Source organism: Streptomyces sp. L-9-10 (genome assembly GCF_004151105.1).
Taxonomy (GTDB): domain Bacteria; phylum Actinomycetota; class Actinomycetes; order Streptomycetales; family Streptomycetaceae; genus Streptomyces.
Window position 1 is genome coordinate 26,023 of the sequence record NZ_PHRF01000102.1, and the last position, 26,920, is coordinate 52,942.

21 protein-coding genes are annotated in these 26,920 nt (G+C 71.3%); 10 read left to right on the forward strand and 11 right to left on the reverse strand.

Annotation, left to right across the window (positions count from 1 at the left end):
• Positions 1-48 precede the first annotated feature (48 nt).
• Both CU044_RS26220 and CU044_RS26225 read right to left on the reverse strand, forming a co-directional pair.
• Positions 49-1,830: a nickel-dependent hydrogenase large subunit gene (locus CU044_RS26220; RefSeq protein ID WP_129771224.1), complete on the reverse strand. Its 1,782-nt coding sequence runs from the start codon at positions 1,828-1,830 to the stop codon at positions 49-51.
• A 114-nt stretch (positions 1,831-1,944) separates the two neighbouring features.
• Complete coding sequence (locus CU044_RS26225; protein WP_129771225.1) at positions 1,945-3,033, reverse strand: hydrogenase expression protein HypE; 1,089 nt, start codon at positions 3,031-3,033, stop codon at positions 1,945-1,947.
• 317 nt (positions 3,034-3,350) lie between these two features.
• Between CU044_RS26225 and CU044_RS26230 the strand changes: the two genes are divergently transcribed.
• Positions 3,351-4,931: a substrate-binding domain-containing protein gene (locus CU044_RS26230; protein ID WP_129771226.1), complete on the forward strand. Its 1,581-nt coding sequence runs from the start codon at positions 3,351-3,353 to the stop codon at positions 4,929-4,931.
• On the opposite strand, the gene CU044_RS26235 is transcribed toward CU044_RS26230, so the two are convergent.
• Both CU044_RS26235 and CU044_RS26240 read right to left on the reverse strand, forming a co-directional pair.
• Positions 4,925-5,176 (reverse strand): hypothetical protein, encoded by a 252-nt coding sequence (locus CU044_RS26235; RefSeq protein WP_129771227.1) that lies wholly within the window; start codon positions 5,174-5,176, stop codon positions 4,925-4,927. The genes CU044_RS26230 and CU044_RS26235 overlap by 7 nt on opposite strands.
• 14 nt (positions 5,177-5,190) lie before the next feature.
• A complete protein-coding gene (locus tag CU044_RS26240) occupies positions 5,191-6,336 on the reverse strand; it encodes an inorganic phosphate transporter (protein ID WP_129771228.1) in 1,146 nt (381 codons plus the stop codon).
• A 396-nt stretch (positions 6,337-6,732) separates the two neighbouring features.
• Between CU044_RS26240 and CU044_RS26245 the strand changes: the two genes are divergently transcribed.
• The 5 genes from CU044_RS26245 (at position 6,733) to CU044_RS26265 (ending at position 16,286) form a co-directional block, all read left to right on the forward strand.
• Complete coding sequence (locus CU044_RS26245; RefSeq protein WP_193564075.1) at positions 6,733-9,633, forward strand: carbohydrate-binding protein; 2,901 nt, start codon at positions 6,733-6,735, stop codon at positions 9,631-9,633.
• A gap of 20 nt (positions 9,634-9,653) precedes the next feature.
• Positions 9,654-12,386, forward strand: coding sequence for a ThuA domain-containing protein (locus CU044_RS26250; RefSeq protein ID WP_129771244.1), 2,733 nt, complete (start codon positions 9,654-9,656; stop codon positions 12,384-12,386).
• Between the two features lie 168 nt (positions 12,387-12,554).
• Positions 12,555-13,982, forward strand: a complete 1,428-nt coding sequence (mptB, locus tag CU044_RS26255; protein ID WP_193564076.1) for a polyprenol phosphomannose-dependent alpha 1,6 mannosyltransferase MptB — start codon at positions 12,555-12,557, stop codon at positions 13,980-13,982.
• A gap of 23 nt (positions 13,983-14,005) precedes the next feature.
• The gene (locus tag CU044_RS26260) at positions 14,006-15,361 is read left to right on the forward strand and encodes a glycosyltransferase 87 family protein (protein WP_240045856.1); all 1,356 of its coding nucleotides are present in this window, start codon (positions 14,006-14,008) and stop codon (positions 15,359-15,361) included.
• Positions 15,362-15,626: 265 nt separating this feature from the next.
• Positions 15,627-16,286, forward strand: coding sequence for a DUF4232 domain-containing protein (locus CU044_RS26265; protein ID WP_129771230.1), 660 nt, complete (start codon positions 15,627-15,629; stop codon positions 16,284-16,286).
• A gap of 34 nt (positions 16,287-16,320) precedes the next feature.
• Here the strand turns inward: CU044_RS26265 and CU044_RS26270 are convergent, their stop codons facing one another.
• Positions 16,321-17,646, reverse strand: a complete 1,326-nt coding sequence (locus CU044_RS26270) for a CAP domain-containing protein (protein WP_129771231.1) — start codon at positions 17,644-17,646, stop codon at positions 16,321-16,323.
• A 246-nt stretch (positions 17,647-17,892) separates the two neighbouring features.
• Here CU044_RS26270 and CU044_RS26275 point away from each other — a divergent pair, with 246 nt between their 5' ends.
• Positions 17,893-18,762 (forward strand): aldo/keto reductase, encoded by an 870-nt coding sequence (locus tag CU044_RS26275; RefSeq protein WP_129771232.1) that lies wholly within the window; start codon positions 17,893-17,895, stop codon positions 18,760-18,762.
• A gap of 60 nt (positions 18,763-18,822) precedes the next feature.
• Here CU044_RS26275 and CU044_RS26280 read toward each other — a convergent pair whose 3' ends face one another.
• Entirely contained in the window at positions 18,823-19,836 is a 1,014-nt protein-coding gene (locus CU044_RS26280) for a ferric reductase-like transmembrane domain-containing protein (protein ID WP_129771246.1), read from the reverse strand.
• A 156-nt stretch (positions 19,837-19,992) separates the two neighbouring features.
• Between CU044_RS26280 and CU044_RS26285 the strand changes: the two genes are divergently transcribed.
• Entirely contained in the window at positions 19,993-20,670 is a 678-nt protein-coding gene (locus CU044_RS26285) for a hypothetical protein (protein WP_129771233.1), read from the forward strand.
• Between the two features lie 199 nt (positions 20,671-20,869).
• Positions 20,870-21,559, forward strand: a complete 690-nt coding sequence (locus tag CU044_RS26290; protein WP_129771234.1) for a sigma-70 family RNA polymerase sigma factor — start codon at positions 20,870-20,872, stop codon at positions 21,557-21,559.
• A gap of 61 nt (positions 21,560-21,620) precedes the next feature.
• On the opposite strand, the gene CU044_RS26295 is transcribed toward CU044_RS26290, so the two are convergent.
• The 4 genes from CU044_RS26295 to CU044_RS26310 are packed head-to-tail and all read right to left on the reverse strand — an operon-like array spanning position 21,621 to position 25,963.
• Positions 21,621-22,934 (reverse strand): MFS transporter, encoded by a 1,314-nt coding sequence (locus CU044_RS26295; protein ID WP_129771235.1) that lies wholly within the window; start codon positions 22,932-22,934, stop codon positions 21,621-21,623.
• The gene (locus CU044_RS26300) at positions 22,921-24,165 is read right to left on the reverse strand and encodes an ATP-grasp domain-containing protein (protein ID WP_129771236.1); all 1,245 of its coding nucleotides are present in this window, start codon (positions 24,163-24,165) and stop codon (positions 22,921-22,923) included. The genes CU044_RS26295 and CU044_RS26300 overlap by 14 nt, the downstream gene beginning before the upstream one ends.
• Complete coding sequence (locus tag CU044_RS26305; RefSeq protein ID WP_129771247.1) at positions 24,162-25,187, reverse strand: pyridoxal-phosphate dependent enzyme; 1,026 nt, start codon at positions 25,185-25,187, stop codon at positions 24,162-24,164. The genes CU044_RS26300 and CU044_RS26305 overlap by 4 nt, the downstream gene beginning before the upstream one ends.
• Before the next feature lie 35 nt (positions 25,188-25,222).
• Positions 25,223-25,963 carry a class I SAM-dependent methyltransferase gene (locus CU044_RS26310; RefSeq protein WP_129771237.1) on the reverse strand — a complete coding sequence of 247 codons (741 nt, stop codon included), beginning with the start codon at positions 25,961-25,963 and terminating at the stop codon, positions 25,223-25,225.
• A 125-nt stretch (positions 25,964-26,088) separates the two neighbouring features.
• Here CU044_RS26310 and CU044_RS26315 point away from each other — a divergent pair, with 125 nt between their 5' ends.
• The gene (locus tag CU044_RS26315; RefSeq protein ID WP_129771238.1) at positions 26,089-26,409 is read left to right on the forward strand and encodes a DUF6191 domain-containing protein; all 321 of its coding nucleotides are present in this window, start codon (positions 26,089-26,091) and stop codon (positions 26,407-26,409) included.
• A gap of 51 nt (positions 26,410-26,460) precedes the next feature.
• Here the strand turns inward: CU044_RS26315 and CU044_RS26320 are convergent.
• Positions 26,461-26,920, reverse strand: a 460-nt coding sequence (locus tag CU044_RS26320) for an NADP oxidoreductase (RefSeq protein ID WP_205124104.1), incomplete at its 5' end; no start/stop codon positions are given.

Below are 26,920 nucleotides of genomic sequence, written 5' to 3' on the forward strand. Positions count from 1 at the left end.
CCTTTCCTCCGGTGGGGACGGCCCCGGGCGGGCCCGCGCCTGCGCGGATCAGCCGGCGAACCCGCTGAGCCCGGTGGGCATATGGGTCTCCTGGATGGTCCTGCCACCGCCGACGTACATATGGACGCCGCACGGCAGACACGGGTCGAAGCTGCGCACCGCCCGCATGATGTCGATGCCCTTGAAGGAGTCCGGGGGGTTCTCCTCGAAGATCGGTGTGTTCTGCACCGCGTCCTCGTACGGGCCCGGCGTGCCGTAGGAGTCACGCACACTGGCGTTCCACGGAGTGGGCGGGTACGGATGGTAGTTGGCGATCTTGCCGTCCCTGATCACCATGTGGTGGGAGAGCACACCGCGTACCGCCTCGGTGAAGCCGACGCCGATCGACTCGTCCGGCACCTCGAAGCTCTCCCAGGTCTGGGTGCGGCCCGTGCGGACCTCCTCCATCGCCCGCTCCGCGAAGTGCAGCGCGCAGGCGGCGGCGTACGCCTGGAAGTAGGTGCGCGCGCGGTTGCGCTCCAGGGCGTTGCTCCACCGGGGGATGCGCCACTCGAAGCGGGTCTCCGGCTTGGTCATGGTGCGCGGGAGGTTGATCTCGACGCTGTGCCCGGTCGAGCGCACATAGCCGAAGTCGACCAGCCCCGACAGCGCGGTGGACCAGAGCCGGGCGAGGGGGCCGCCGCCGGTGTCCAGCGCGAGATGGTCCGTACCGTCGAACCAGCGCGGGGACATCACCCAGCTGTACTTGTCCTCGAAGTTCCGCTTCTGCGGAGCCGGGATGGTGTGCTGGTTCCACGGATGACGCCCGTCCACCGGGTTGCCCAGCGGGTCGCGCTCGACGAACTTCTCCTGGCCCGCCCAGTCGTCGTAGTACGAGCTGCCGAGCAGGATCCGGATGCCGAGGTTGATGTCGACGAGGTCGTTGGTGATGAGCTTGCCGTCGACGATGATGCCCGGCGTGACGAACATGCGCCGTCCCCAGTCGGACATGTTCCGGTACGTGAAGTCGCAGTGCTCGGGGTCGTTGAAGGCGCCCCAGCAGCCCAGCAGCACCCGGCGCCGGCCGACCTCCTCGTACCCGGGCAGCGCCTCGTAGAAGAAGTCGAACAGATCGTCGTGGAGCGGGACGACGCGCTTCATGAACTCCACGTAGCGCGTCAGCCGGGTCAGGTAGTCCGTGAACAGCTGGATGGTGGCCACGGTTCCGACGCCGCCGGGGTAGAGCGTGGAGGGATGGACATGCCGCCCCTCCATCAGACAGAACATCTCCCGGGTCTCCCGGCTGACCTGGAGCGCCTCGCGGTAGAACTCGCCCTCCAGCGGGTTGAGCGAGCGCATGATGTCCGCGATGGTGCGGTAGCCGTGGTCGCCCGCGTGGGGGGCCTCGGTGCGCTCGGCCAGGTCCAGGACGCCGGGGTTGGTCTCGCGGACCATCTTCTCGCAGTAGTCCACCCCGACCAGGTTCTCCTGGAAGATGTTGTGGTCGAACATGTACTCCGCGGCCTCGCCGAGGTTGATGATCCACTCGCCGAGGTGCGGGGGCTTCACGCCGTACGCCATGTTCTGCGTGTACACCGAACAGGTCGCGTGGTTGTCACCGCAGATGCCGCAGATGCGGCTGGTGATGAAGTGCGCGTCCCGGGGGTCCTTGCCCCGCATGAAGACGCTGTAGCCGCGGAAGACGGACGAGGTGCTGTAGCACTCCGCCACCCGCTTCTGCTTGAAGTCGATCTTCGTGTGGATCCCGAGGCTGCCCACGATCCGGGTGATCGGATCCCAGGACATCTCCATCAGGCCGTTGCTGTCCTCGGCTCGCTTCGTCGGCGCCATGGGGTGCGCACCTTTCCTCAACGGTGGGGGGACCGGATCACCAGGGGATGGGACCACGGGGTGGGACACGAGGCGGGGCGGTTCACCAGGGGCCGGTTCACCGCGCGGGGCGGTTCACCACGGGGGGTGGTAGCCGGTCAGGACCGTGTCGCCCTTGCGCCGCCACTTCGGTTCCTTGTCGACGGTCCTGGCCGTGACACCGCGCAGTTTGCGGATGACCTTGCCGTAGGCCCCGCTGGCCGCCGCCGACACATGACCGCCCGGCGGCTCGTCCATGAAGGGCATGAACTTGTCCGGGAAGCCGGGCATCGTGCAGGCGATACAGATGCCGCCGACGTTGGGGCAGCCGCCGACGCCGTTGATCCAGCCGCGCTTGGGGACGTTGCACTTGACGACCGGACCCCAGCAGCCCAGCTTCACCAGACACTGCGGCGAGCCGTACTCGGTCGCGAACTGGCCCTGCTCGTAGTAGCCGGCCCGGTCGCAGCCCTCGTGGACGGTCGCGCCGAACAGCCAGGTCGGCCGGAGCTGTTCGTCGAGCGGGATCATCGGCGCGGATCCGGCGGCCTGGTAGAGCAGATACAGCAGCGTCTCCGACGCGTTGTCCGGGTGGACCGGACAGCCGGGGATGCAGACGATCGGGATGCCCGCCTTGGACTTCCAGTCCCAGCCCAGATAGTCGGGTACGCCCATCGCGCCGGTCGGGTTGCCCTCCATGGCGTGGATCCCGCCGTACGTCGCGCAGGTACCGATGGCCACGACGGCCAGTGCCTTGGGGGCGAGCCGGTCGATCCACTCGCTGGTGGTGATCGGCTGCCCGGTCTCGGGATCGTCGCCGAATCCGCACCAATAGCCTTCGCTCTTGATCGATTCATTCGGAATGGATCCCTCGACGACCAGCACGAAGGGTTCGATCTCTCCGCGATCCGCCTTGAAGAACCATTCGACGAAATTGTCGGCGCCCTGTACCGGGCCGCATTCGAAATCGATCAGGGGCCAGTGCACCGCCACTTTGGGCAGTCCTGGAAGGGCTCCGAGGGCTATTTCCTCGATGCTCGGCTGGGTGGCCGCGGTGAGTGATACGGAGTCTCCGTCGCAGCTCAGACCCGCGTTGATCCAGAGAATATGGACCGTCGGGTCTTCTTTCTCATTCTCTCCGCCGGGCGTCGCGCCGCTCTCGGAGACCGGTGTGGCGGTATCCATCATCCCCTCCTCGCGGGAATCGGGGCGAGGCTTTCCGGGAGGGTACGCACACGAGTGGCGAGCCTCTCCCACGAGCCTCCCTACCTGGATAGCGGAGGCGGGCCGCTTTCGGTAAGTGCGGGATGGTCCTATGAACCGGCCCACGGGTGGCGCCGCCTGGAACCCGGGTCCCGCCCGAGCCCCGCTGAACCTTTGGCGAACAGCAGAGCACGGAGCGGCGAAGTCGGCGACCCGTCGCCCAAGGCGACCGTACGGTGACCGGACGATTTCGCTATCGGTCGCTTGTTCGAGTCCGTTTTCGAGGGGGGCGCACGGCCATGGAATGGCTCAGCGCGGAGAACATCATCGCCGTCGGTACCGCGGTCCTCGGTGTCGTCGCTTCACTGGGGGTGCTCTGGTACGAGCGGCGCGTACCGCGGCGCACCCGCATCGGCTACCGGGTCCAGCTGGACACCCCGGTGAGCAACGCGGAGCGCACCGGCCGTGCCGGGGTCAGGCTCGGCCTCTTCCAGGACAACCCGCATCTCTCCGATGCCACGCTCGTACTGCTGCGCATCGAGAACGACGGCTCCCAGAGCATCGCCGACGCCGACTACACGGGACGTGAACTCCACGGTCTGACGGTGGAGTTCAGCTCCCGCACCATCCGGGGCATCGCCGTCACCGCGCCGGGCGGCGCCGACCATCTGCTCGACCACTTCACCCCCTCCGCCGGGCTGCGCCACGCCGACGACAGCGTCTACCTGCCCCGGGTGCCGCTCAACCAGGGCCAGTACTTCAAGCTGCTCGTCCTGCTCACCGGGGGGCGGGTCGGCGACGCGATACGGGTGACCGGTGGCATCAGGGACGGCGGGGTCTTCCCGAACCGCGGTACGACCCCCGACGACACCCCGCCCCTGTTCAGCAGGGCGTCCCGGCTGATCATCGTCCTGCTGACCGTCTGCGTGGTCACACTCGCCTCGATCATCGTCGTACGCGACGACGCCCGGCCGCCGATGGGCTGCGCGAGGGGCGTGCTGACCATCACGGGCTCCACCGCCTTCAACCCGGTCGCCCGGGAACTCGCGGACAAGTACGAGAAGGACTGCGCCGGTTCGACCGTGCACGTCGACGCGCGCAGCAGCCGCGAGGGCATCCAGGAGTTGGACGAGCGCGGCGCCGCCGCGAAGGACGGCTCACCCGCGCTGATCGCGCTGTCCGACGGCCCCAAGTCCGACGGCTTCCCCCGGCTGCGGGAGAACCCGGTCGCCGTCTCCGTCTACACCCTGGTCGTCAATGACTCCGTCGCGCTGCCCGGTCTGACGATCGATCAGGTCCGCCGGATCTACCGGGGTGACCTCACGCGGTGGAACGCGCCCGAACTCGGCGGCCCCGATCTGCCCATCATCCTCGCCAGCCGGAAATCCGGCTCGGGGACCCGCGACATCTTCCAGCGCAGGGTGCTCGGCGGCGAGTTCGAGGAGGCCGACTCCTCGGCCGACTGCCGCGGCAAGGACGACCCGCGCGCCCGGGTCTTCCGCTGCGAACTCGACAGGACGGACCGGGTCCTGGCCACCGTCGCCGGCATCCCGGGGGCCATCGGATACACCGAGCTGCGCTCCGGCAGCATGCCGAAGGGGCTGCATCCGCTGAGTCTGGACGGACTGTCCGCCTCCGCCGACACCATCACCGGGAGCGCCTATCCGTTCCGGGAGGTCGAGTACGCGTACACCTACGGGAATCCGCCCGCCGACTCCCTCGTCTCCAGCTTCCTCAGCTATCTGCTGCGCGGCAGCGGGCAGGACGTGGTCCGTACGCATGGTCATCTGCCGTGCTCCTCGCCGAAGGGGCAGAGCGTCTGCGCCGGCGGGGCCGCCGGTGAGAGCCCGGGTGCGCCCGCAGGCGGGGCCGCTCAGTGAAACTGCGGGACGATCAGATACAGGCCGTACGCGACCGCCGCCGCGCAGGCGAGGAAACAGACCGCCGCGACGGCCTTCGCCCCCGCGGTCGGCGGACGGACCCGGGCTCCGTCCCTGCGCCGGACGCCGTTCACGTCCCGCGGCGCCAGGGCGCGTACGCCCAGCGAGAAGACGATCACGACCCCCACGGTGGCCCCGATGCTGACGAGGGCCACCTCCCCGAAGTCGTTCCAGTGCACAGCCATGCGGTCTGCTCCTCTCACGCGTTCGCCTTGGCGCTTCCCGAGCGGACGGTGACGGTGCGTTCGTCGTTGACGTTGACCCGTGTGACGGGATGGCGCCGGGAGACGATCACGATGAAGACGGCCACGGCCGCGGCGGCCAGGGCGATGACGACGGTGCCGATGGTCCCGCCGTAGACGACCATCACGGCGGCGAGCGCGCCGACGGCCGCCGCCGCGGGCAGGGTGACGCACCAGGCGATGAGCATCCGTCCCGCGATTCCCCAGCGCACCTCCGCCAGCTTCCGGCCCAGCCCCGCGCCGAGGATGGCGCCGGAGCAGACCTGGGTGGTGGAGAGGGCGAAGCCCAGATGGGCGGAGGTGAGGATCACGGTCGTGGCGGACGACTCGGCGGCGAACCCCTGGGGGGCGCGGATATCGGTGAGACCCCGGCCCATGGTCCTGATGATCCGCCAGCCGCCGATATAGGTACCGAGGGCGATGGCCAGCCCGGCCGAGCCGATGACCCAGAGCGGCGGTCCCGAGTTCGGCGCCAGCGCGCCCACGGAGATCAGGGTGAGGGTGATGACGCCCATGGTCTTCTGGGCGTCGTTGGTGCCGTGCGCCAGGGAGACCAGTGAGGCGGAGACGACCTGCCCCAGCCGGAAACCCCGGTCGACCGAGGCGCCCCGGCCCCGGACGGTCAGCCGGTAGGCGAAGTAGGTGGCCGCCAGCGCGGCGAGCCCGGCCACCACCGGAGAGGCGATCGCCGGAAGGATGATCTTCTCGATCACCTGGTCGAAATGTACGCCGTGCCGCCCCGCGCCCACCCACACGGCGCCGATCAGGCCCCCGAACAGCGCGTGCGAGGAACTGGAGGGCAGGCCGAGCAGCCAGGTCGTCAGATTCCACAGGATGGCACCGATCAGACCGGCGAAGACCATACCCGGCGTGACCAGGGTGTCGTTCACGATGCCACCGGAGATCGTTCTGGCGACCTCGGTGGAGAGGAACGCGCCCGCGAGGTTCAGTACACCGCTGATCAGCACGGCGACCCTGGGGCGTAGCGCTCCGGTGGCGATCGATGTCGCCATCGCGTTCGCGGTGTCATGGAATCCGTTGGTGAAGTCGAACGCCAGGGCGGTCAAGATCACCACTGTCACCAGAAACGTGATGTGGTCCATTCGCCTCATACAAGCGCAGGTACCGGTGTCCGGGCGCCGGGCGGAGCGGGGACACCAGGTGCTTCCTCCCAAAGGATGAGTGGATCAGCCACTTCACGTCGTGCGCCGACGAGGGCCGTCGCGGGACGTGCCCGAACGGGCTCCGGGGGTGCGCACCGGAATTTTGACACGGCCTTGACAAATTAGGGTGGCCGTTGCCAGCATGCAAAACTCTCGCGAGTTTCCGCAATACGTTGATGCCGCATCGAAAGCCCTCCGCCAATACGGTTCCACTGCACCGCAGGTGACGGGACATCACCCGTGGACGCAGGCTTCGCCCCTCAGTGAGACGGCAGCGCGGTTTCGCGTGCCCGCATGCCTGGCTCACGCCCCCCACCAGGTCAGGAAGGAAGCTCCATGTCTGGACCGTCAGGACTGTCAGGGCCGCCGAAACGGAAGCGGTCATGGTCGAGGTGGCTCACCGTTCTCGCGCTGGTCGTCGCGGGTGGTGTGGTCACCGGGCCGGCGACCGGCGCCCCCGCCGCCGGCTCCGTGGCCGCGGCGCCCGCCGCGCCCGCCGCCCCTGCGGCCATTCCGGCCGGCGACTACCAGCAGGTGCAACTTGCCCTCGGATCCGCCGAGTTGGGCGAGGCCATGTCGCTCGCGGTGCTGCCCGACCGTGCGGTCGTGCATACCGCCCGTGACGGCACGGTGCGTTTCACCGACGCCGCCGGCAACACCAAGACGGCAGGGAAGCTCGACGTCTACACCCATGACGAGGAAGGGCTTCAGGGCATAGCCGCCGACCCCGGCTTCGCCTCCAACCGGTATCTCTACCTGTACTACTCACCCAAGCTGAACACCCCGGGCGGCGACGCCCCGGTCACCGGCTCGGCCGCCTCCTTCGAACCGTGGAAGGGCCATCTCAACCTCTCCCGGTTCACGCTGAAGACCGACGGCACGCTCGACATGGCGAGCGAGAAGGTCGTCCTCGAAGTGCCCAACGACCGCGGCCAGTGCTGCCACGTCGGCGGGGACATCGACTTCGACGCCGCCGGGAACCTCTATCTGACCACCGGTGACGACACCAACCCGTTCGAGTCGAGCGGTTACGCACCGATCGACGAACGGACCGACCGCAACCCGCAGTTCGACGCCCAGCGCTCCTCCGGCAACACCAACGACCTGCGCGGCAAGGTCCTCAGGATCAAGCCGACGGCCGCCGGCGGCTACACCGTCCCGGCGGGGAACCTCTTCGCCCCCGGTACGGCGCAGACCCGTCCGGAGATCTACGCGATGGGCTTCCGCAACCCCTTCCGGATGTCGGTCGACAAGGCCACCGGCATCGTCTACCTCGGTGACTACGGACCCGACGCCGGGGGCACCGACGGGGGCGGGCGCGGACCCAGCGGCCAGGTCGAGTTCAACCGCATCACCGGACCCGGCAACTACGGCTGGCCGTACTGCACCGGCACGAACACCGCGGCCGAGACCTACGGTGAGTACACCTTCCCGAGCGGTCCCACCGGGGCGAAGTACAACTGCGCCGGCGGCCCGGCCAACAACTCCTTCCGCAACACCGGCCAGGCCACGCTGCCCGCGGCCAAGGCGAGCTGGATCAGGTACGGCGGCGACGCCGGCTCCCCGCCCGAGTTCGGCGGCGGCTCCGAATCCCCCATGGGCGGACCGGTCTACCGCTACGACGCGAACCTGAACTCGAACGTGAAGTTCCCGGAGTCCCTCAACGGCCGCTTCTTCGCCGCCGAGTACGGCCGGAAGTGGATCAAGGCCATCGAGGTGAAGGCCGACGGCGCTCCCGGCGTCATCGAGGCCTTCCCCTGGACCGGCACCCAGGTCATGGACCAGGCATTCGGCCCGGACGGCGCGCTGTACGTGCTCGACTACGGCACCGGCGCCAACAACCAGGCCCTCTACCGGGTCGAGTACGTCGGCGGCAGCAACCGCAACCCGGTCGCCGCCGCGGCGGCCGACAAGACCTCGGGACCGGTCCCGCTCACTGTCGCGTTCTCCTCGGCGGGCAGCTCCGACCCCGAGGGCCAGGCCCTGACCTACTCCTGGAACTTCGGTGACGGCTCCACGTCCACCGCGGCCAACCCGTCGCACACCTACACCACCACGGGCACCTTCCGGCCGACCCTGACGGTCAGGGATCCGCAGGGCCTCACCGGCACGGCGAGCCTGGTGGTGACGGCGGGCAACACGGCGCCGACCGTCAATCTCACCGGCCCCAAGGACGGTGAGCTGTTCTCCTTCGGTGACACCGTGCCCTTCGCGGTCAGCGTCACCGACCCCGAGGACGGGGCCATCGACTGCGCCAAGGTGAAGGTCACCTATCTCCTGGGCCACGACGAGCACCGTCACGCGATCACCTCGAAGAACGGCTGCACCGGAACGATCGCCGTGCCGACCGACGGTGAGCACGACAGCGCCGCCAATCTCTACGGTGTCTTCGACGCCGAGTACACCGACGGCGCCGGACTGACCTCGCACAGCATCCGTATCCTCCAGCCCCGCCACCGGCAGGCCGAGCACTTCTCGGCCCAGTCCGGCATAGAGGTGGCGGCACACGGTCCCGCCGAGGGAGGCAGCACGGTCGGCTTCACCGACAACGGTGACTGGATCTCCTTCAAGCCCTACGCGGTGGGGAACGCCAACAAGATCACGGCCCGGGTCTCCTCCGGCGGCCCCGGCGGCACGATCGAGGTACGCACGGGATCGGCCACCGGCACCCTGCTCGGCACGCTGACCGTACCGACGACCGGCGGCTGGGAGACCTTCACCGACGTCTCCGCCAACCTCACCAACGCGCCCGCCGCCTCGACGGAGTTGTTCCTCGTCTTCAAGGGCGCCACGGGACAGGGCAACCTCTTCGACGTGGACGCCTTCACCTTCACCACCGGCAGCGGAGCCACCGGCCAGACGGTGGAGGGGGAGTCGTACTCCTCGTCCCAGGGCGTCCAGATCGCCGACCACGCCCCGGCCAGCGGCGGCAAGACGCTCGGCTACATCGAGAACGGTGACTGGGCGGGGTACGCGTCCGTGCCCACGGCCGGGACCAAGACCTTCAGCGCGAAGGTCTCCTCGGGCGGCGCCGGCGGCACCATCCAGGTCCGGTCGGGATCGGCGACCGGCGCCCTGCTCGGCTCCGTCGCCGTCCAGCCCACCGGCGGCTGGGAGACCTTCACCACCGTCTCCACCGCCCTGACGGGCACAGCCTCCTCCGGACCGCTGTTCCTCTCCTTCACCGGCGGCGCCGGCTCCCTGTTCGACATCGACACCCTCACCCTCACCAAGTGAAGCGCGGGAAAGGGACCATGATGACGCATCAGACCCCGCACCGGCCTTCCGCACGCCGGCGCCGAATACCGTCGGCGCTGGCCGCGGCCCTCGTGACCGCCCTCGCCCTCATCGGGGCGTTCCTGACACCGGCCGTGACCGCGCAGGCCGCCGACCCCGCCTACAAGGTGCTCGTCTTCTCCAAGACGGCGGGCTTCCGGCACGACTCCATTCCGGCCGGTACCCAGGCCATCCGTGATCTCGGTGCGGCCAACAACTTCACCGTCACGGCCACCGAGGACAGCGCGGCCTTCACCACGGCCAACCTGGCCCAGTTCAAGACGGTGGTGTTCCTCAGCACCACCGGCGATGTGCTCAACGACTCCCAGCAGTCGGCCCTCCAGTCGTATCTCGACGGTGGCGGCGGCTATGTCGGCGTGCACGCGGCGGCCGACACCGAGTACGGCTGGCCGCAGTACGAGGGGATCGTCGGCGCCTGGTTCAAGAGCCACCCGGCGATCCAGCAGGCCACGCTGAAGACCGAGGACCGGTCCCACGCGGCCACCGCCCACCTCGGCCAGACCTGGTCCAGGACCGATGAGTGGTACAACTACCGGACCAATCCGCGCAACAACGTGCGCGTGCTGCAGAGTCTCGACGAAAGCAGCTACAGCGGCGGGGAGATGAGCGGCGACCACCCCATCACCTGGTGCCACGCCCAGGGCAGCGGCCGGTCGTTCTACACCGGCCTCGGCCACACCGCCGAGTCGTACACCGACCCGGCCTTCCGCTCCCTGCTCCTCGGCGGAATCCGGTACGCGGCTGGCTTCGCCAAGGCCGACTGCCGGCCGGAGAGCGGCTACACCACGCTCTACAACGGCTCGACCACCGGCTGGTCGCAGGCCGGTCCCGGCAGCTTCACCAACACCGACGCCACCCTCACCTCGCAGGGCGGCATGGGGCTGTTCTGGTACCGCGCGAAGGAGTACAAGGCGTACTCCCTCAAGCTCGACTGGAAGGCGCAGGGAGACGACAACTCCGGTGTCTTCGTGGGCTTCCCCGCCTCCGACGACCCCAACTCGGCGGTGAACCAGGGCTACGAGATCCAGATCGACGCCACCGATGCCGCCGACAGGACCACCGGCGCGGTCTACGGCTTCAAGTCGGCCGACCTCGCCGCCCGGGACGGCGCCCTCAACCCGCCGGGGGAGTGGAACGGATACGAGATCCGGGTGGAGGGGGAGCGGCTCCAGGTCTTCCTCAACGGGGTGAAGATCAATGACTTCACCAACACCGACCCCGCCCGGTCCCTGGCGCAGGGACATATCGGCATCCAGAACCACGGCACCGGCGACGACGTGTCGTTCCGCAACATCCGGATCAAGGAGCTCGGCGGCACCGGCACGCCGTCATCGACCTTCGAGGGCGAGTCGTACACCTCGTCCTCCGGGGTGCAGCCCGCCGACCACGCCTCCGCCAGCGGTGGCAGGACCCTCGGCTACATCGAGAACGGTGACTGGGCCGGCTACTCCCAGACCTCGCTCGCCGGGACCAGGACCTTCACCGCCAAGGTCTCCTCGGGCGGTTCCGGCGGCACCATCCAGGTCCGCTCCGGATCAGCCACCGGACCAGTGCTCGGTTCACTGGCCGTACCGAACACCGGCGGCTGGGAGAACTTCCGTTCCCTCTCCACCGCGCTGACCGGCACGCCGACGGGACCGGTCTTCCTCACCTTCACCGGCGGGGCCGGCTCCCTCTTCGACATCGACACCTTCACCCTGGAGAAGCAGGCGGCGACCGCCGCCCTGTCGTCGAACGTGCATCTCTTCTACTACCCGTGGTACGGCAGCCCGGTGAAGAACGGCAGCTACCGCCACTGGCAGCAGGGCGGCCGCACCCCACCGCGGGACGTCGGCGCCGACCTGTACCCGAAGCTGGGGGCGTACGACTCCGGTGACTTCGCCGGAGCCGTCGCCCAGCACATGCAATGGGTCAAGCAGTCGGGCGCCGGTGTCATCGTCTACAGCTGGTGGGGCAGGGGTGGTTACGAGGACACCCTGGCCAAGGGCGTGCTGGACGCGGCCCAGCAGCAGGGCGTCAAGGTGGCCTGGCACATCGAGCCGTACGCGGGGCGCACCGCTGCCTCCGTCGTCTCCGACATCCAGTACCTCAACTCCACCTACGGCAGCCACCCGGCGTACTACCGCGACGCCGAACACAACAACCGTCCGGCCTTCTACATCTTCGAGAGCCTGAAGATCACGGACTGGGCCGCCCTGGACCAGGTCACCCAGAACAACACGGTCCTGGCGCAGACCACCGACACCTCCAAGATCGCGCACTTCTCGGGTCTCTACACCTACGACGGCATCGCGGGCGCCACCGCCCCGGGCTGGAAGCAGGCCGGCGACTACGCCAAGGCCAACGGTCTGATCTGGGCGCCCTCGGTGGCACCCGGATACATCGACGACCGCGCGGTGCCGGGCAACACCACCCCCACGCTCGGCCGGGACAACGGCGCCACCTATGACAAGGAGTGGAACAACGCGCTCGACCCGGCCATCGGCGGATCGCCCACCTGGGTCTCCGTCACCTCCTTCAACGAGTGGCACGAGGGCAGTTCGATCGAGCCCGCCGCCGCCAACCCGCCCGCCGGTTTCGGCTACCAGACCTTCTCCGGCGCGTACGGGAAGACCGGCACCGAGGCGGAGACCGTCTATCTCGACCGCACGAAGTACTGGGTGGGCCAGTTCGACGCACGGCGCGTGCGCTGACGCCCTGATCAGCTGATCTGTCACCAGGGGCCGCGGAACGGCGGCCACCGGACGGGCCCCGGCTCACCGCCGGGGCCCGTTCCGGTTTAAGACGGCGGCTATGCGCCTGCCACCCGGCCGTGGTGATCACGTCGTCTTCCGGCCACCCCCTCCTGCGAGCCTCCACGAATGCTCGCCCTGAACGCTGATGTGGACCCGAACCGATGCCGGACGCTGGGGCTCGCGGGATCCGTCGCGCTCACCGTCGGCGGGCTGACCGCGGGCGCGCTGCCGGTACGCGACGCGCCGCTGCCCTCCTCGGGCCGGGCCGCCCTGGGCGTGCTCTGCGCGTACTTCGGGCTCGTCCTGCTGATCGCCGCCTGGTGGTGGCTCGGCCGCGCGGTCCGCCGCCCCCGCCCGCCCTCGCCCCGCGAACTGCTGGTGACGCTCGCCATCTGGGCGGCGCCCCTGCTGATCGGACCGCCCCTGTTCAGCCGGGACGTGTACAGCTATCTCGCGCAGGGGGCGATGGTCGACGCCCGGATCGATGTCTACAGCCATGGGCCCGCGCAGCTGGGCGGCCCCCTCGCCACCGAGGTCGCGCCCGTATGGCAGCACACGCCCGCCCCGTACGGCCCGGTCTTTCTCGCCGTCGCCGCCAGGGCGTCCGGTCTCGCCCATACCGACCTGTCCGCCGGGGTGTTCGGCATGCGGCTGGTCGCGCTGCTCGGCGTCGCGCTGATGATCGTCTTTCTGCCGCTGCTCGCCGACCGCTGCGGCGTCGACCGTTCCGCCGCCCTCTGGCTCGGCGCGCTCAACCCCCTCGTACTGCTGCACCTCATCGCGGGAGCCCACAATGACGCCCTCATGCTGGGCCTGCTCGGCGCCGGACTCGTGGCGGCCCTCGCCGGCCGGCCGGTCACGGCCACGGTCGTCGTCGCGCTGGCGGCGCTGGTGAAGGCGCCCGCGGCGCTGGGGCTGCTCGCGGTGGCGGCGCTGTGGGCGGGCCGGCTCACCGGCCGCGCGCGTACGGTCAGAGCCACCGCGCTGACCTGCGCCGTCGCCCTGGCCACCACCGCCCTCGTCACGGCCGCGACCGGCACCGGCTACGGCTGGCTCGGCACGCTCTCCACCCCCGTGTCGCCCGACAACTGGTCGCTGACCAGCGCGCTCGGTCGGCTCACCGGCACCCTGCTGGACACCGTGGGCAGCGGACTCGCCGACCGGGCCATACCGGCGTGGCGGTGGTTCGGCCTCTTGGCCACAGCGGGTGCCGTGGCGGTGCTCTGGCTGCGCCGGGTGCCGTTGGGACCGGTCTACGCACTGGCGCTGAGTCTGCTCGCGGTCTTCGCGCTCGGTCCGGCCTTCCGGCCGTGGTACGCGCTGTGGGGGCTGTTCCTGATCGCCGCCGCCGCGCCCGACGGGCGGGTACGGCGCTGGGCCGCGGCCGGCAGCGGCGTACTCGCGCCGGCCCTGTTGCCCAGCGGCTATCCACCGGACGCCATGCAGGTGACCCTCGCCGTCGGCGGCGCCGCGTTCGGCCTGATCGCGCTCTACTGGATGTTCGAGATGTCCGACCCCGGCACGGTCCACTCCCGGGCGCGGGTGGCGTCATGAGACGAGTACGCGACGCGCTGACGATGCCGGCGACCACCCGACGACGGCCGGCCATCGCGGCGGCCCTCGTCGTGGCCACCGCGGTCTTCCTGGCGACCGTCCCCCTGCACCGGGGCTTCTTCGACGTCGGCGTCTACTACGGCACGGTCAACGACTGGATCCACCACGACGGCCGGATCTACGACTATCTCCGCCCCGGCACGCAGTACGGCTTCACGTACCCGCCCTTCGCCGCCGTGGTCATGCTGCCGATGGCGCTGGTCTCCTGGCATGTGGCCATCGGCATCAGCGCCGTGCTGAGCGCCGTGGCCTCGGCGCTGCTGCTGCGCTGGCTGGCCGGTCCGGCCGTGCGGCGGCTGGTCGCCCGGCGCACGGACCCGGGCACCGGTACGGAGCGGAGCGGGGACCGGCGGCCGTGGTTCGTGTTCGTCGTGGCCGGGTGTCTGTTCGCCCTGTTCGAGCCGGTCCGCGACACCTTCAGCTTCGGCCAGGTCAATCTGCTGCTCGTCGCGCTCGTCTTCGCCGACGCGCGGCTGCTCGCCACCGGGCGCGGCCGGTACGCGGGCATCGGCATCGGGCTGGCCACCGCGATCAAGCTCACGCCCGCGCTGTTCATCGGCTATCTGCTGATCACCGGCCGCCGGCGGCAGGCCGCGGTGGCTACGGGTACGGCGGGCGCGGCCACCCTGCTCGCCGCCCTGATCGATCCCGGCGCCTCCCGGACCTTCTGGACCGGCGCCCTGTGGGACACCGACCGGGTCGGGGCGCTCGGCTATGTCTCCAACCAGTCGCTGCAAGGCGTCCTGGCCCGGCTCCAGCCGGGGGACCATCCGAGCCGGCTGGTGTGGCTGGTGTGCGTCCTGGCCGTTCTCGCAGTCTGGGCGTACCGCGCCCGCGCCGCCGTCCGCGACGGTGACGACAGGACCGGGTTCGCCCTCACCGGCCTTGCCGCCTGCCTGGTCAGCCCCGTCACCTGGGTGCATCACCTGGTCTGGCTGATCCCGGCCCTGCTCGTCCTGACGGACTCCGCGCTGAGCCGGGAGCCCGGCGCGCGCCGGCGGTCGCTGGTCGTGTGCGCCGCGCTGTACGTCGTCCTGTGCAGCAGTGTCGTCTGGCTGTGGCGCTGGGACTCGACCGGACCGGCCGCCTTCCTCGGCGCGAACGCCTACGTCTGGATCACCCTCGGTCTGCTGCTCGTACCCCCGGGTCCCGAGGAGACGACACGATCCGTGCCCGGACCGGGTCCTGGACCCCGCGTCCGGCGGCTGCCCGGGGCGGAGACCACCGCCGTCACGGACGGGGTGGCCGCCACTCGGTCAGCGGGAGCGTGGCGTCGTCGCGCGGTCGATCCTTCCGGTGGTCCGGAACCGAGCGGATGATCCCCGGCCGCGCCTCGGGGCCGGCTCACCGGCCGCTGTGCTCCGCCGCGGGTCCGAGCGCTCCTCGCTTTTGCGGGTATACGTACGACGGGCATACGTACGACGCGAGGGGCAGGTGGGCAGAGTGTCCGGTCACTTCCAGACCTTCAGGACGTCATCCCAGGAACAGGCCCGGGGCCCGGGGCGGCACCGGGGCCCTGTCGGGGACCAGGAAGCGGGCAGGCCACGGCAGGCACGGGCCGGGCGGGTGTGGCGGAGGGGCGCCATGGCGGCGTCCATGACGCTGCTGGCCGTCGCGACCGCGGCGTGCGGAGGCGGTGGCGGCTCGGGCGGCTCCGCGGCGTCCGCCCCCGACGGTTCCGGCGGATCCGCCTCCTCGGCCCCGTCCGCTTCCTCCTCCACCTCCACGGAGAGCGGCGGCGACGGGGCCCCCGGCGCGTCCAGCGCGCCGCCCTCGTCCGCGGCGGCGGTACGGTCGGCGCCCTCGGCGCGGCCCAGCGGTACCGGGCAGGCAGCCGCCGCGTCACCGCGGTGCACGGCGGACCAGCTGGGGCTGAGCCTGAGCGCCCCGAACGCGGGCGCCGGCAATATCCGCTACGACCTGCGGCTCGTCAACAACGGTGCGGGCGCGTGCGTGCTGCGCGGCTTCCCCGGTGTCTCGCTGCTCGCGGGCGACGGCGCCACCATAGGCAGGCCGGCCAGTCGCGAGGGCGAGCAGCTGCCCGCGGTGACCCTCGCTCCCGGAGGCACCGCGGACGTCACCCTGCACACCCTGAACAAGGGCATCAAGGGTTCCTCCTGCTGGGCCGCGCCCAGCCTCCTCAAGATCTATCCGCCCGGCTCCAGGGACGCCATGACGCTGCGGACTTCGACGCCGGTCGTCTGCGGTGACACCTTCACCGTGACCGCGGTGCGATCCGGCTGAGCGGTCCCGGGAACTGGCCGAGCGGCCATGGCGGTCAGGTCTGGCCGAAGAGCTGCGTCCAGTACGTCCCGGCCGGTCCGCCGCCCGCGAAACCGACTCCCAGGTGGGTGAAACCGGGCTTGAGGATATTGGCCCGATGCCCGGGGCTGTCCATCCAGCCCCGGACCACCTCGCGCGGGTCGCGCTGACCGCAGGCGATGTTCTCACCGATGCCGCGGTGCGCGGCCCCCGCGGCGGCGGCGCGGTCCCATGGCGCGAGCCCTTCGGGCGAGGTGTGTGAGTAGAAGGCGCGCGCGGCCATGTCGGCGCTGTACGCCTGCGCGGCCGTCGCCAGCCGGGTGTCACCGGCCAGCGGACGGAGTCCGGCGCGGGTCCGCTCGGTGTTGGTGAGGGAGAGGACCTCCGCCGCTGTCCGCAGCAGACCGTCCGCGGTGAACGGCGCCGCCCACAGCGCCGTCCAGTAGACGTCACCGGAGCGGGAGTCGTGGTGCCGGGCGATGCCCGCGTCCGTCAGGGCCGCGTCGTGGAGCGGGCGCCGGGTCGCCCCGTCGGTGAGGCAGTAGTCGAGGAACTCGGCGGCGGTACGCGGACCGGAGACCAGCTGCTGGTCGATACGGAGATAGCGGTAGCCGCCCGCGGTGATCCGCTGGAAGACCGAGAGACCGTCCGGGCCGTCCGCGCTCAGCCGCCGCTGTCCCGCCATCACCGCCACGTGGGCCCGCGCGGCGGCCGAGAGCCGCCCGTCCAGGGTCACGGGCGTGACCCCCGCCCCGGTCCGGGCGGCCCGGACGAGCCCCTCGAACTCCGCCTCCGTACCGCTCGCCGGAGGCACCGCGACGGCCGGCGCCGCGAAGGGGGACGGCGATACGGGGCCGGGCGCCTCCTCCGCGACCTCGACCCCGAAGTCACGGGCGATTCCGGCCAGTCCGTCCGCGTACCCCTGGCCGAGCGCGCGCAGCTTCCACGTGGCGCCGCGCCGGTAGATCTCCGCCAGCAGCAGCACCGTCTCCTGTGCCGGGCGCGCGGGGGTGAACCGGGCCAGGACGCGTGCGCCGGCCCCGGTGACCGTCAGCGCCGGGGCGGGCAGCCGGCCGAGAGGAGTGCCGGGCCCGGCCGGGCTGACGACCACGGTGACCCGGCTCGCGCCGGCCCGCAGCCGCCGGGGATCCAGCCCGATGCCGTCGGCGCGCAGCCGGGCACCGGGGGCCGACGGCTGGTTGTAGAACACGAAATCGCCGTCCCCTGCGACCTTCCCGCTGTCGCCGGTGATCAGTGCGGAGAGATCGTAGGGGCCGGTGACGCGGAACCACAGCTCCGTGTCCGGCAGGGGCATGTTACCGCCGGGAACCAACTCGCTCATCGGTACCGTCCGTCCGGCTCGGGGCCGCGTCACCTCGGTCCGGTGGTGACACTGCCCGGGAAACGTCGCGGGAGGGCACGACGGTTCCGCGGGGGCGCCGCGGTCCGCACGGGCACGACGGTCGGGTACGGAGGAGAATGGGAGCGGAAGACGGGGCTCCGCCGATGCCGGGCCATGGGAACGAACCCGTCGGCTCCTCGCGTTGCCCCCGGGTAACTCAACGTGTAGTCCGATCAGGAGCTGATCATGACCGTCACCCAGCAGCCCGCTCACGCGTCCGGCACGTTCCTCCTCGGCGGCGATCTGCCCGTCACGCGGCTCGGCTACGGCACCATGCAGCTGACCGGCCCCGGCATCTGGGGAGACCCGGAGGATCCGGCGGAGGCCGTGCGGGTCCTGCACCGCGCCGTCGAACTGGGTATCAACTTCTTCGACACGGCCGACTCGTACGGCCCCTTCACGGCGGAATTGCTGCTCAAGAAGGCGCTGCACCCGTACCCCGGCGATCTGGTGATCGCCACCAAGGCGGGGCTCACCCGCACCGGCCCCGACGAGTGGGTACCGGTGGGGCGTCCGGAGTATCTGCGCCAGCAGGTCGAGCTGAGCCTGCGTCATCTCGGAGTGGAGCGTATCGATCTGCTCCAGCTGCACCGCATCGATCCGCAGGTGCCGCTCGCGGAGCAGCTCGGGGCGCTGGTGGCGCTGCAGAGCGAGGGCAAGATCCGGCACCTCGGCCTGAGCGAGGTCTCCGTCGCGGAGCTGGAGGAAGCGGGGAAGACCGCGCGGATCGTGTCCGTGCAGAACCGCTTCAATCTCGCCGACCGCGCGGCCGAGGACGTGCTCGAGTACGCGCAGGCCCAGGGTGTGGCGTTCATCCCCTGGTTCCCGCTGGCGACCGGCGCGCTCACGGGTGCCGACAGCCCGCTGACGAAGATCGCGGCCGACCGCGGGGTGGCTCCGGCGCAGCTGGCCCTGGCCTGGCTGCTGCGGCGTTCGCCGGTCGTCCTCCCGATACCGGGCACCTCCTCGGTGGCGCATCTGGAGGAGAACACCATCGGCGCCACCCTCCAACTGACCGACGACGAGTTCGAGGCGCTCTCCCGCGCGGCGGGCTGACGCGGGAGCGGGCCGGCCCGGAGCCGGGTACGGTACCGGCCCGGCCCCGCTCCCAGCCGCTCAGTCGTGATTGTGGGTGGAGGACGTATCGGCGGGCGGGATGGTGCGACCGCCGTCCCTCCCGCTGAGCACGACCGCCAGGATCGCGACGACGACACCGGCCACGGCGACGCGCCCGACGAGCCGCAGGGACCAGCCGGACCAGGTCCGCCAGCCCGCGCCCCCGGTGCCGGTTCCGCCGCCGGGGCGCGCCAGCTGCTCGGAGCGGCGGGCCGGACGCAGCAGCCGTACGAGCAGCAGGGCCGCGATCGGCAGTTGCAGCAGCCAGACCGAGGTGCGGAACCACCCGTCGTACCAGACGTTCGTTCCGTACAGCAGGGTGTGCCAGACACTCAGGATGTAGACGACGATCACGAAGCGGTGCAGTACGCGCCAGGTCTTGGGGCCGATGCGGTGTCTGACGTAGAAGAGCAGCCCCAGCGGGACCGCCAGATAGAGCGCGGCCTGGCCGACCGGCATCGCGATCTGCCCCGTGCCCGAGTCGTAGCCGCCCGGCACGAACGCCTCGATGAAGGCCGTCCACAGCCGCGAGTTCCACCGCGCGGTGTCGTGCCGTACCAACTCGGCGGCGAACAGCAGGGCGTGTGCGGCGATCAGCGCGATCGTGTTGAGGCTCGTCGTACGGTGCAGCCGTTCCAGCCGGGGGCCTGACAACGGCAGCCGCTTCGGGCGGGGCCCGGAGAGCAGCAGACCGAGAATCACGGTGCCCCACGCCCAGAGCAGCGCCGCCCAGCCGAACGCCTGGCTGAGGAAGTACATCCAGAAGCCGCCCGCGTCCGCCATGAAGGGCATGACGGTTACGGTCGACGACGTCTTCGCCCGGATCCGGGCGTAGAGCAGCGCGAAGACGGCGGCGGTCACCACCAGCGCGATCAGACCGTCGGGGACCGACGCCCTGAGGTCGGACCGGAGTGTGGGCCGGGGAGGCCGTCGGCCCGGGGCGGCGACGGGCTCTTCGGCCGGTTCGGCCGGCTCGCTCGGCTCGGGGACGGCGGACGCGGGGGACGACTTCATACCGGAGCAGTCGGCCGCCGGGCCGGGAAAGTTCCCGGCGGCTTCCTGTGACATGGATCACATCTCTTGGTGTCGTTCTATAACGGGCGAACCATCGACGTATCCGTATCAGCGGCTCTGTTCCGAAGCCCGGCCCCGGGTGACACGATGTCAGCCATGGGAGCCGGGCCCGCATTCCGCCTCACACGTGCCGCGATCTTCGCGGTCGTGTGCGTAGCGGTGTCCGGTCTCGGACATGCCCTGCGCTCCGAAGTCCCGCTGCCCAGGCCTGCGTTGGCCCTCGCCCTGCTCGTGGCGGGCGGCGCCGGATGGTGGCTGGCCGGGCGGGAGCGCGGGGTTCTGGCCATCGCCGGGGCGAGCGCCGCGGGGCAGCTGATCCTGCACGCGCTGTTCAGCTGGACCCATACGTTTCCGCCACCCGCCGGGACGGCGGCGCCCGCCGTCGGGGTGCCGGGGGAGGGCCGCTCCGCCACTGCGATGGCGCACGCCCACTCCGGGATGGGTGAGGCGCCGCAGGATCTCCTGGCGCTCGTCCTGGCCTACGACGGCCATTCCCTGACCTCGGGCATGGCGGCGGCCCACTTCGTCGCCGGGCTGCTGTGCGGCTGGTGGCTGTGGCGCGGCGAGTCGGCGGTCCTCCAACTGGGCCGCACGCTCACGCTGTTCGTGGCCGCACCGCTGCTGCTCGCCTGGCGGGTGCTGACCGGCGAGGGGTTCGCCGCGCCGCGTACGCCGGTCCGCACCCCGGGCAGGCCGCGGCGCGGGCCGCGCCCGCTCGTCCTCCTGCGGAGCATCACCCGCCGGGGTCCGCCGGTCCTTCCGTCCCTTCGCTGACCCTTCGTCCGTCCGCGCTGTGCCGCGCGTGCAGGCCGAGGGTCCTTCCAGGCACGTACGCGTGCCTGTTCACAGGCATGCCGGTCGCCAGCGGCGCCACCGCGGGGGACCGGCCACCGATGGAGCCGCGCGGACGACCGCGTCCGGCGTGGCTCCGCGAGGACACGAAGGACCATCTGCGATGTGCCCTGCTCCGACGATGAATCCCCCTGCCCGCGGCGCGAGACGCGCCGTCCCCGGCGCCGTTCCCCACACTCCCGCCGCCACGGCCCGCGCCCCGGAAAGCGGCTCACCGGGCGTCAGATCCGCCCACCGCGATCGGCAGATCACCGCCTGGGCGCTGGCAGCGGGCAGTGGCGACCGCGAGGCCGCCGAGCGGTTCGTCCACGCGACGTACGACGACGTACGCCGGTTCGTCGCTCATCTCACAGCCGATGTGCCCGGGGCCGACGATCTGGCCCAGGAGACCTATCTGCGGGCCCTGACCAGCCTGGCGAAGTTCGCGGGCCGCTCCTGCGCGCGCACATGGCTGCTGTCGATAGCGCGGTGTGTGGTCATCGACCGGTACCGGGGCGCCGCCGCCCGGCCCCGGCTCGCCGACACCACCGACTGGCAGAGCGCCGCCGAGCGAGCGCAGCCGCGCCAACTGCCCGGCTTCGACGAGGGCGTCGCGGTGTTCGACGCGCTGGGCGCGCTGGACCCGGCGCGGCGGCAGGCGTTCGTGCTGACCCAGGTGCTGGGGCTCTCGTACGCCGAGGCCGCCGACGCCGCGGGCTGCCCCGTCGGTACGGTGCGCTCACGGGTCGCGCGGGCGCGGCGCGACCTCACCGCCGTATGGCTGGCGGACCGTGACCCCGGGCTGCTGCTCGTCCGGGCGGCGTCCAGGTAACGGGCGTCCCGGTCCGCGCCGTCCTCGGGCTCAGGTGCGGCGCGGACCGCCGTCGGCCGGTTCAGGTGCGGCGCGGACCGCCGTCGGCCGTCGTGCGCTTCTCCGGCCGGGAGCCGGCGTACCGGCGGCGCACCGCACCGGCCAGCGGGACCAGCAGCACCGGCAGGACCAGGGCCTGGAGCGAGACCGCGAACCAGAAGCCGCGCGCCGTCCCCATGTCCTCGGCCGCGCCGTACAACTGACCGCCCGCCACCCCACTGGCGAACGCGCCGATCCCCGCCGCCAGCCGCTGCCGGCCGAACACCACGGCGGGGACGGCGGACGAGCGGTCCAGTGCCTCCAGATCGTTCTTGAGGAAGAGCACGATCTCGCCCAGACAGATCAGCGCGGCCCCCACGCCGATCCCCGTCCGCCCACCGGCACCGATGACCGCGGTCCCGGCGGCCATCGCGCCGAAGCCCACGCGCACCGCACGCCGGTAGGAGAGCCCGGCGATCCACTCCGACAACAGGGGCTGCGCGACCACCAGCAGACACGCGTACCCCATCAGCACGGCGCCGTAGAACGACGCCGACGTACGGGGGACGGCGTAGAGCGCCAGATAGTGCTGGAAGAACATGAAGACATACACGCTCAGTACGGTCACCACGAACGGCAGTCCGTCCCCGCCCGGACTCCCCGCCCGTACGGCGCGATCCTCGTCCGCCCGCGGATCGCTCGCGCCGGGCACGGAGGAGGACGCGGCCGGCAGCAGCGCGTGCCCGAGCCCGACCACCGCGAACAGCGCGGTGACACCGGCGAACAGGGCGCCCGGCGAGGTCAGTACGAACGGCGCCGCGGCCGGCGGGCCCAGCGCGATGCCCGCGTTGAACGCCGAACCGCTCGCCGACAGCAGCCGGGGCCGCTCCCACTCCGCCGCCCCCTCCACCAGATACGCCTTGTTCGCGGGGAGATACAGCGCCGCCCCGCACGACACCAGGAACAGCGCGCCGATCGCGGCCGACGGACTGCTCAGCCCCGGCACGAACGCGGCGAACCCCGCCGTCCGCACGGCCAGCGCCACCAGCATCGTGGCGCGCAGCCCGATCCGCCGGGCCAGAGCGCCCCCGACCACCCCGCCGGAGAACTGCACCAGCGAGGCGACGGCGAGCACGAACCCGACCGTGCCCAGGCCGAGCCCCAGCCGCTGGTGCAGCAGCACCGACATGTACGGCAGTACGGCGAAGCTGCCCAGCGTGATCAGGAACGAGCAGACCAGCAGGAACGACCGCGGACCGCTCGGCCGCCACCTCCCGCCGGCTCGCTCGTGCCCGGCCTCGCCACCACTTCTCCGGCCGCCGGCCGCGTGTGCGGGCCCGCGCTCACGTCCCGCCATCGGCGACCCGGGCAGGAGCCAGGACGGGACGCACACGCGCCGCGGCGCTCGCCGCCCGGTGCAGCGCCAGCTCGGCGGTGGCCGCTTCGGCCAGCACCATGCCGGTGCAGCCGCGCTGATCGGCCACGGTATGGATCTCGTCCCCCGGTGCCCTGACCGGGTACCAGCCCACGTCACCCGGATAGGCACCCAGCTCATCGAGCCCCTGCCAGCCCACGAGGGTCCCCGGCCGGTCCGGATAGACGAGCACGAAACCGCACGCGGCGCCGGAGTGGTCGAGTGGCTCATCCATGAGCCGGGGCCGGCGCCCGAGCGCGGCCTCGATCATCGCCTCGTACACATTCGTCCGCAGGGACCGGCACAGCGCCTCCCCGACCAGGGCGCCGCCGATCCGCCGGTTGATCTCGACCAGCTCGGGCCCCTGGCCGGTGAGGATGAACTCCACATGGGCGAAGCCGCCGTCGTGCCCCGCCGTGCGCAGCACCCGGCCCACCCACGCCTCGATCTCGCCCCGCTCGGCCGGCGGCAGCGCGACGGGAAAGGCGGCGGCCTCCTCCCGTACGGCGATGTCCCGCGAGGTCTGCCGGCTGAGCACCCCCAGCAGCCGGGTCTCCCCGGCCCAGCTGAGCGTCTCCGCGCTGTAGAGCGGCCCGGCGAGGAACGACTCCGCGAACAGCCTGCCCGTGAGGGCCTGTTGGGCCGACTCGCGAAGCGCGGAGCGCAGCTCCTCCTCGTCCCTGACCACCCAGACGTTACGGGACGACGTGCCCGCCGAGTCCTTGAGGACGAGCGGCGGCGCGAGCGTACGGAGCACCTCGTCCGCGCTGTCCGGATCCGGCGCCACCGGCACGGCGGGGCTCTTGCTCAGCCCGTGGCGGTGCAGCAGTTCGCGGACCCGTGCCTTGTCACGGAGCAGCCGTACCGCCTCGGGATCGGGCCCCGGCAGGCCGAACTCGGCCGCGAGAGCGGCGGCCGGCACACTCCACGTGTCCGTGGTGTTGAGAAGGCCGGCCAGTCCGGGCAGGGCGGCGAGCGCCCGCCGGGTCGCGGCCGGGTCGAAGGTGTCGACGTCGACGACGGACAGCGGCGCGTCGTCCGGCAGTGTGTCCAGCTCGTGCCGGTACACCGACCGGTCGCGGGTGAGCAGGGTCAGCCGGTGCCCCGCTCCGTCGGCCGCGGCGGCCATCCGGGCCAGTCCGAACGACAGTGACTCCAGCGCGGCGATGGTCACAGCGCGTCCCCTTCCGAACCGACTTCCGCCACCACGGGCTCCTTGTGCGGGCGGCGCGCCCACTCCATCACCGACCACGGCGGACCGAGGTCGTCGAGGGCGTGGATCCTGCGCGGCCGCAGCGTACGCAGCTCCAGGGCCTCGGCGTGCCGGGCGAACACCCGCTCCACGTACCGGTGTCCGGTGTCCGCGCCGATGACGAGATGCTGCCGTCCCGGGTCGCGCTCCGCCTCCCACGACGCGACCAGATGCGCGGCGCCCGTCGACAGCCCGGCGAAGACGGCGTGTTCGCGCAGCAGACCCACCGCGCCCGCCATGGCATGCCGGAAGTCCACCCAGTGCATCGTGTCGTACAGCTCGTGCCGGACGTTGCCGAACGGGATCGAGCTGCCGATCCCCGCGATGATCGCCTCCGGATCGCTGAAGCGCTCGCTGCCGAACGTCACACTCCCGAACGGCTGGATACCCACCAGCCGCACCGCGCGTCCGGAGCCGTGCCCCGGCTCCCGCAGCGCCCGGACCAGACCGCCGGTGGAGGCGCCGGTGCCGACGGCGCCCACGACGGTCAGCGACCGGTCCGGCAGCGCCGCCGTGACCAGCTCGGCGAACTCCTGGTAACCCGCGTAGTGCACCGCGTCGTGGTACTGCCGCATCCAGTGGAAGTCCGGCCTGCGGGCCAGCAGTTCACGTACGTGCCGCACCCGCCGCTCCTGATCGAGCCGCAGACTCTCCGACGGGGGCATCTGGTCGACCGTCGCGCCCAGTACCTCCAACTGCGCCCGCATCACCGCGTCGACCGTGGTGGACGCCACGATGTGACACCGCAGTCCGTACCGGTGGCAGGCCATCGCCAGCGCCAGCGCGTAGATACCGCTCGAACTGTCGATGAGTGTCTGTCCGGGCACGATACGGCCGCGCCGCAGCAGCGTACGGACCGCACCGAGCGCCGCGTAGACCTTCATCGTCTCGAAGCGCGCGAGCACCACATTGGGGCTCAGCCGGATCAGGTCCGGGGCCTTCATCGCGTCGGTGACATGCTCGTGTACGCGTACGCCCGTCACTTCCGTACCCCTCTGACGATCAGCCGGCGGGAGTTCTGGTCGTAGGCGCCGCCGTCGAAGCCCCCGAAGCACTCGACATCCGTGAACCCGGCCGCCACGAAGAGATCGTGCAGTTCGGCGGCGCTGTAGAGAAAGGAGGTGAGGGACGCCGTACGGGCCGAAGTGCCGCGTACCAGCGTCCAGTCGGTGCGCAGCCGGCGCCAGCTGTCGAGCACCACATCACGCTGCACCACATAGGAGCCGTCGGGCAGATCCACGGCCTGGGGCCGCCCGATCCAGCCGGCGAGCACCTCCTTGCCCATCACATCCACCACGAGCCGGCCGCCGGGGGCGAGGGACGCGTGGGCGTTGCGCAGGACCCGCAGGTTGTCGTCGGGATCGTCGAAGTAGCCGAAGGAGGTGAAGACGTTCAGCACGACATCGAAGGAGCCCGGTTCGGCGTAGTCGAGCATGTCGGCCCGCACCAGCCGGACGTCCGCGCCGGCCTCCGCGCAGGCGGCCCGCGCCCGGTCCAGCATGGACGGACTGAGATCGACACCGGTGACGGTGTAGCCGCGCCGCGCCAGCGGCACCAGGAACAGCCCGGGTCCACAGCACAGATCGAGCACCCGCGAGCCGGGCGGGAAGTCGAGGAGCGGTGAACTCGCCACGATATCGGCGGCCTGCTCGGCGCGGCCGGGAGAGAACATCGTGGGCGCGAAGTCGGACCAGAGGGAGTCGTCCTCGTACCACTGCAAACCGGCTGTCCTCCTCCGGAGCTCAACGGCTCCTGACATGAGCGCTGGTACTCGCTTTCGTGTCAGTAGTCGGCCGTCGCGCCCGGCTGGTTCCCGGCGAGTTCGTGAACCCGCACACTGGAGCGATGGAGACAGTGGTGTTCATGACGCTTCCCGGCCTGGTCATCGTGCTGACCGCGGTGGCCTTCGCCGATCAGCTGCTGCTGCGCGCGGGGCGCGCGGGCATGCTGCCGTGGCGCAACAGCGCGCGGCAGGGGCAGATCTCGGCCACCGGGTTCGAGCAGCTGCACGCGAGTTTCTCGCCGGGCAAGCAGAACGAACTGAAGGAGCGGCAGTCGGCGCTGCTGCTCAGGGACGACGAGGAGGACGGCGCCCCGCCGCACCGGACCACGGTGGATCTGGACGGCGGGACGGCGGTCATACGGATGCCGGACGCGCGGCCGTAGCGAACCCCGGCGGGTAACCCCGGCCGGGGTTACCCGCCGGGGTCACCGGGCTCAGCCGCGGGTGGCGGCGGCGAGCGCCGTGCGGAGCGTCGCGGCGTCCGCGCTCCTGCCCGGGTCGTCGGCGATGGCGAGACCCTCCGGGTCCTGCGCGTACGGGATGCCATACGCCGGTGTGCCGGGCTGGAAGCGCCAGCTGTCGGCGAGCGTCCCCCCGTCGACGGCGTCGAACCCGAGAAGATCGAGCAGCCGGGTCGCGGACGCCTTCGCCCCGGGATCGTCGCCGGCGATCGGGAGGGCCGTGCGGTCGGCCGCGCCCGTGGGCCGGGCGAGTACGGTCAGATGCAGGAAGAAGATGTTGTTGAACGCCTTGACGACGTGGGCGTCGGGCAGATGCCGCTGGAGGAGTTCGCTGCTGGTGGTCTTCTCCGTGTCCAGCTCGGCGATCTGTCCGTCGCGCTCGGGGTAGTAGTTGTTCGTGTCGAGAACGACCTTCCCCGCCAGCGGTGCCACC

What these genes read in the sequence shown, in the direction of transcription:
- CU044_RS26220 (WP_129771224.1), bottom strand. Translation starts at nt 1,830, where the DNA reads ATGGCGCCGACGAAGCGAGCCGAGGACAGCAACGGCCTGATGGAGATG.
- CU044_RS26225 (WP_129771225.1), bottom strand. Translation starts at nt 3,033, where the DNA reads ATGGATACCGCCACACCGGTCTCCGAGAGCGGCGCGACGCCCGGCGGA.
- CU044_RS26230 (WP_129771226.1), top strand. Translation starts at nt 3,351, where the DNA reads ATGGAATGGCTCAGCGCGGAGAACATCATCGCCGTCGGTACCGCGGTC.
- CU044_RS26235 (WP_129771227.1), bottom strand. Translation starts at nt 5,176, where the DNA reads ATGGCTGTGCACTGGAACGACTTCGGGGAGGTGGCCCTCGTCAGCATC.
- CU044_RS26240 (WP_129771228.1), bottom strand. Translation starts at nt 6,336, where the DNA reads ATGGACCACATCACGTTTCTGGTGACAGTGGTGATCTTGACCGCCCTG.
- CU044_RS26245 (WP_193564075.1), top strand. Translation starts at nt 6,733, where the DNA reads ATGTCTGGACCGTCAGGACTGTCAGGGCCGCCGAAACGGAAGCGGTCA.
- CU044_RS26250 (WP_129771244.1), top strand. Translation starts at nt 9,654, where the DNA reads ATGACGCATCAGACCCCGCACCGGCCTTCCGCACGCCGGCGCCGAATA.
- mptB (WP_193564076.1), top strand. Translation starts at nt 12,555, where the DNA reads ATGCTCGCCCTGAACGCTGATGTGGACCCGAACCGATGCCGGACGCTG.
- CU044_RS26260 (WP_240045856.1), top strand. Translation starts at nt 14,006, where the DNA reads ATGCCGGCGACCACCCGACGACGGCCGGCCATCGCGGCGGCCCTCGTC.
- CU044_RS26265 (WP_129771230.1), top strand. Translation starts at nt 15,627, where the DNA reads ATGGCGGCGTCCATGACGCTGCTGGCCGTCGCGACCGCGGCGTGCGGA.
- CU044_RS26270 (WP_129771231.1), bottom strand. Translation starts at nt 17,646, where the DNA reads ATGAGCGAGTTGGTTCCCGGCGGTAACATGCCCCTGCCGGACACGGAG.
- CU044_RS26275 (WP_129771232.1), top strand. Translation starts at nt 17,893, where the DNA reads ATGACCGTCACCCAGCAGCCCGCTCACGCGTCCGGCACGTTCCTCCTC.
- CU044_RS26280 (WP_129771246.1), bottom strand. Translation starts at nt 19,836, where the DNA reads ATGAAGTCGTCCCCCGCGTCCGCCGTCCCCGAGCCGAGCGAGCCGGCC.
- CU044_RS26285 (WP_129771233.1), top strand. Translation starts at nt 19,993, where the DNA reads ATGGGAGCCGGGCCCGCATTCCGCCTCACACGTGCCGCGATCTTCGCG.
- CU044_RS26290 (WP_129771234.1), top strand. Translation starts at nt 20,870, where the DNA reads ATGAATCCCCCTGCCCGCGGCGCGAGACGCGCCGTCCCCGGCGCCGTT.
- CU044_RS26295 (WP_129771235.1), bottom strand. Translation starts at nt 22,934, where the DNA reads ATGGCGGGACGTGAGCGCGGGCCCGCACACGCGGCCGGCGGCCGGAGA.
- CU044_RS26305 (WP_129771247.1), bottom strand. Translation starts at nt 25,187, where the DNA reads ATGAAGGCCCCGGACCTGATCCGGCTGAGCCCCAATGTGGTGCTCGCG.
- CU044_RS26315 (WP_129771238.1), top strand. Translation starts at nt 26,089, where the DNA reads ATGGAGACAGTGGTGTTCATGACGCTTCCCGGCCTGGTCATCGTGCTG.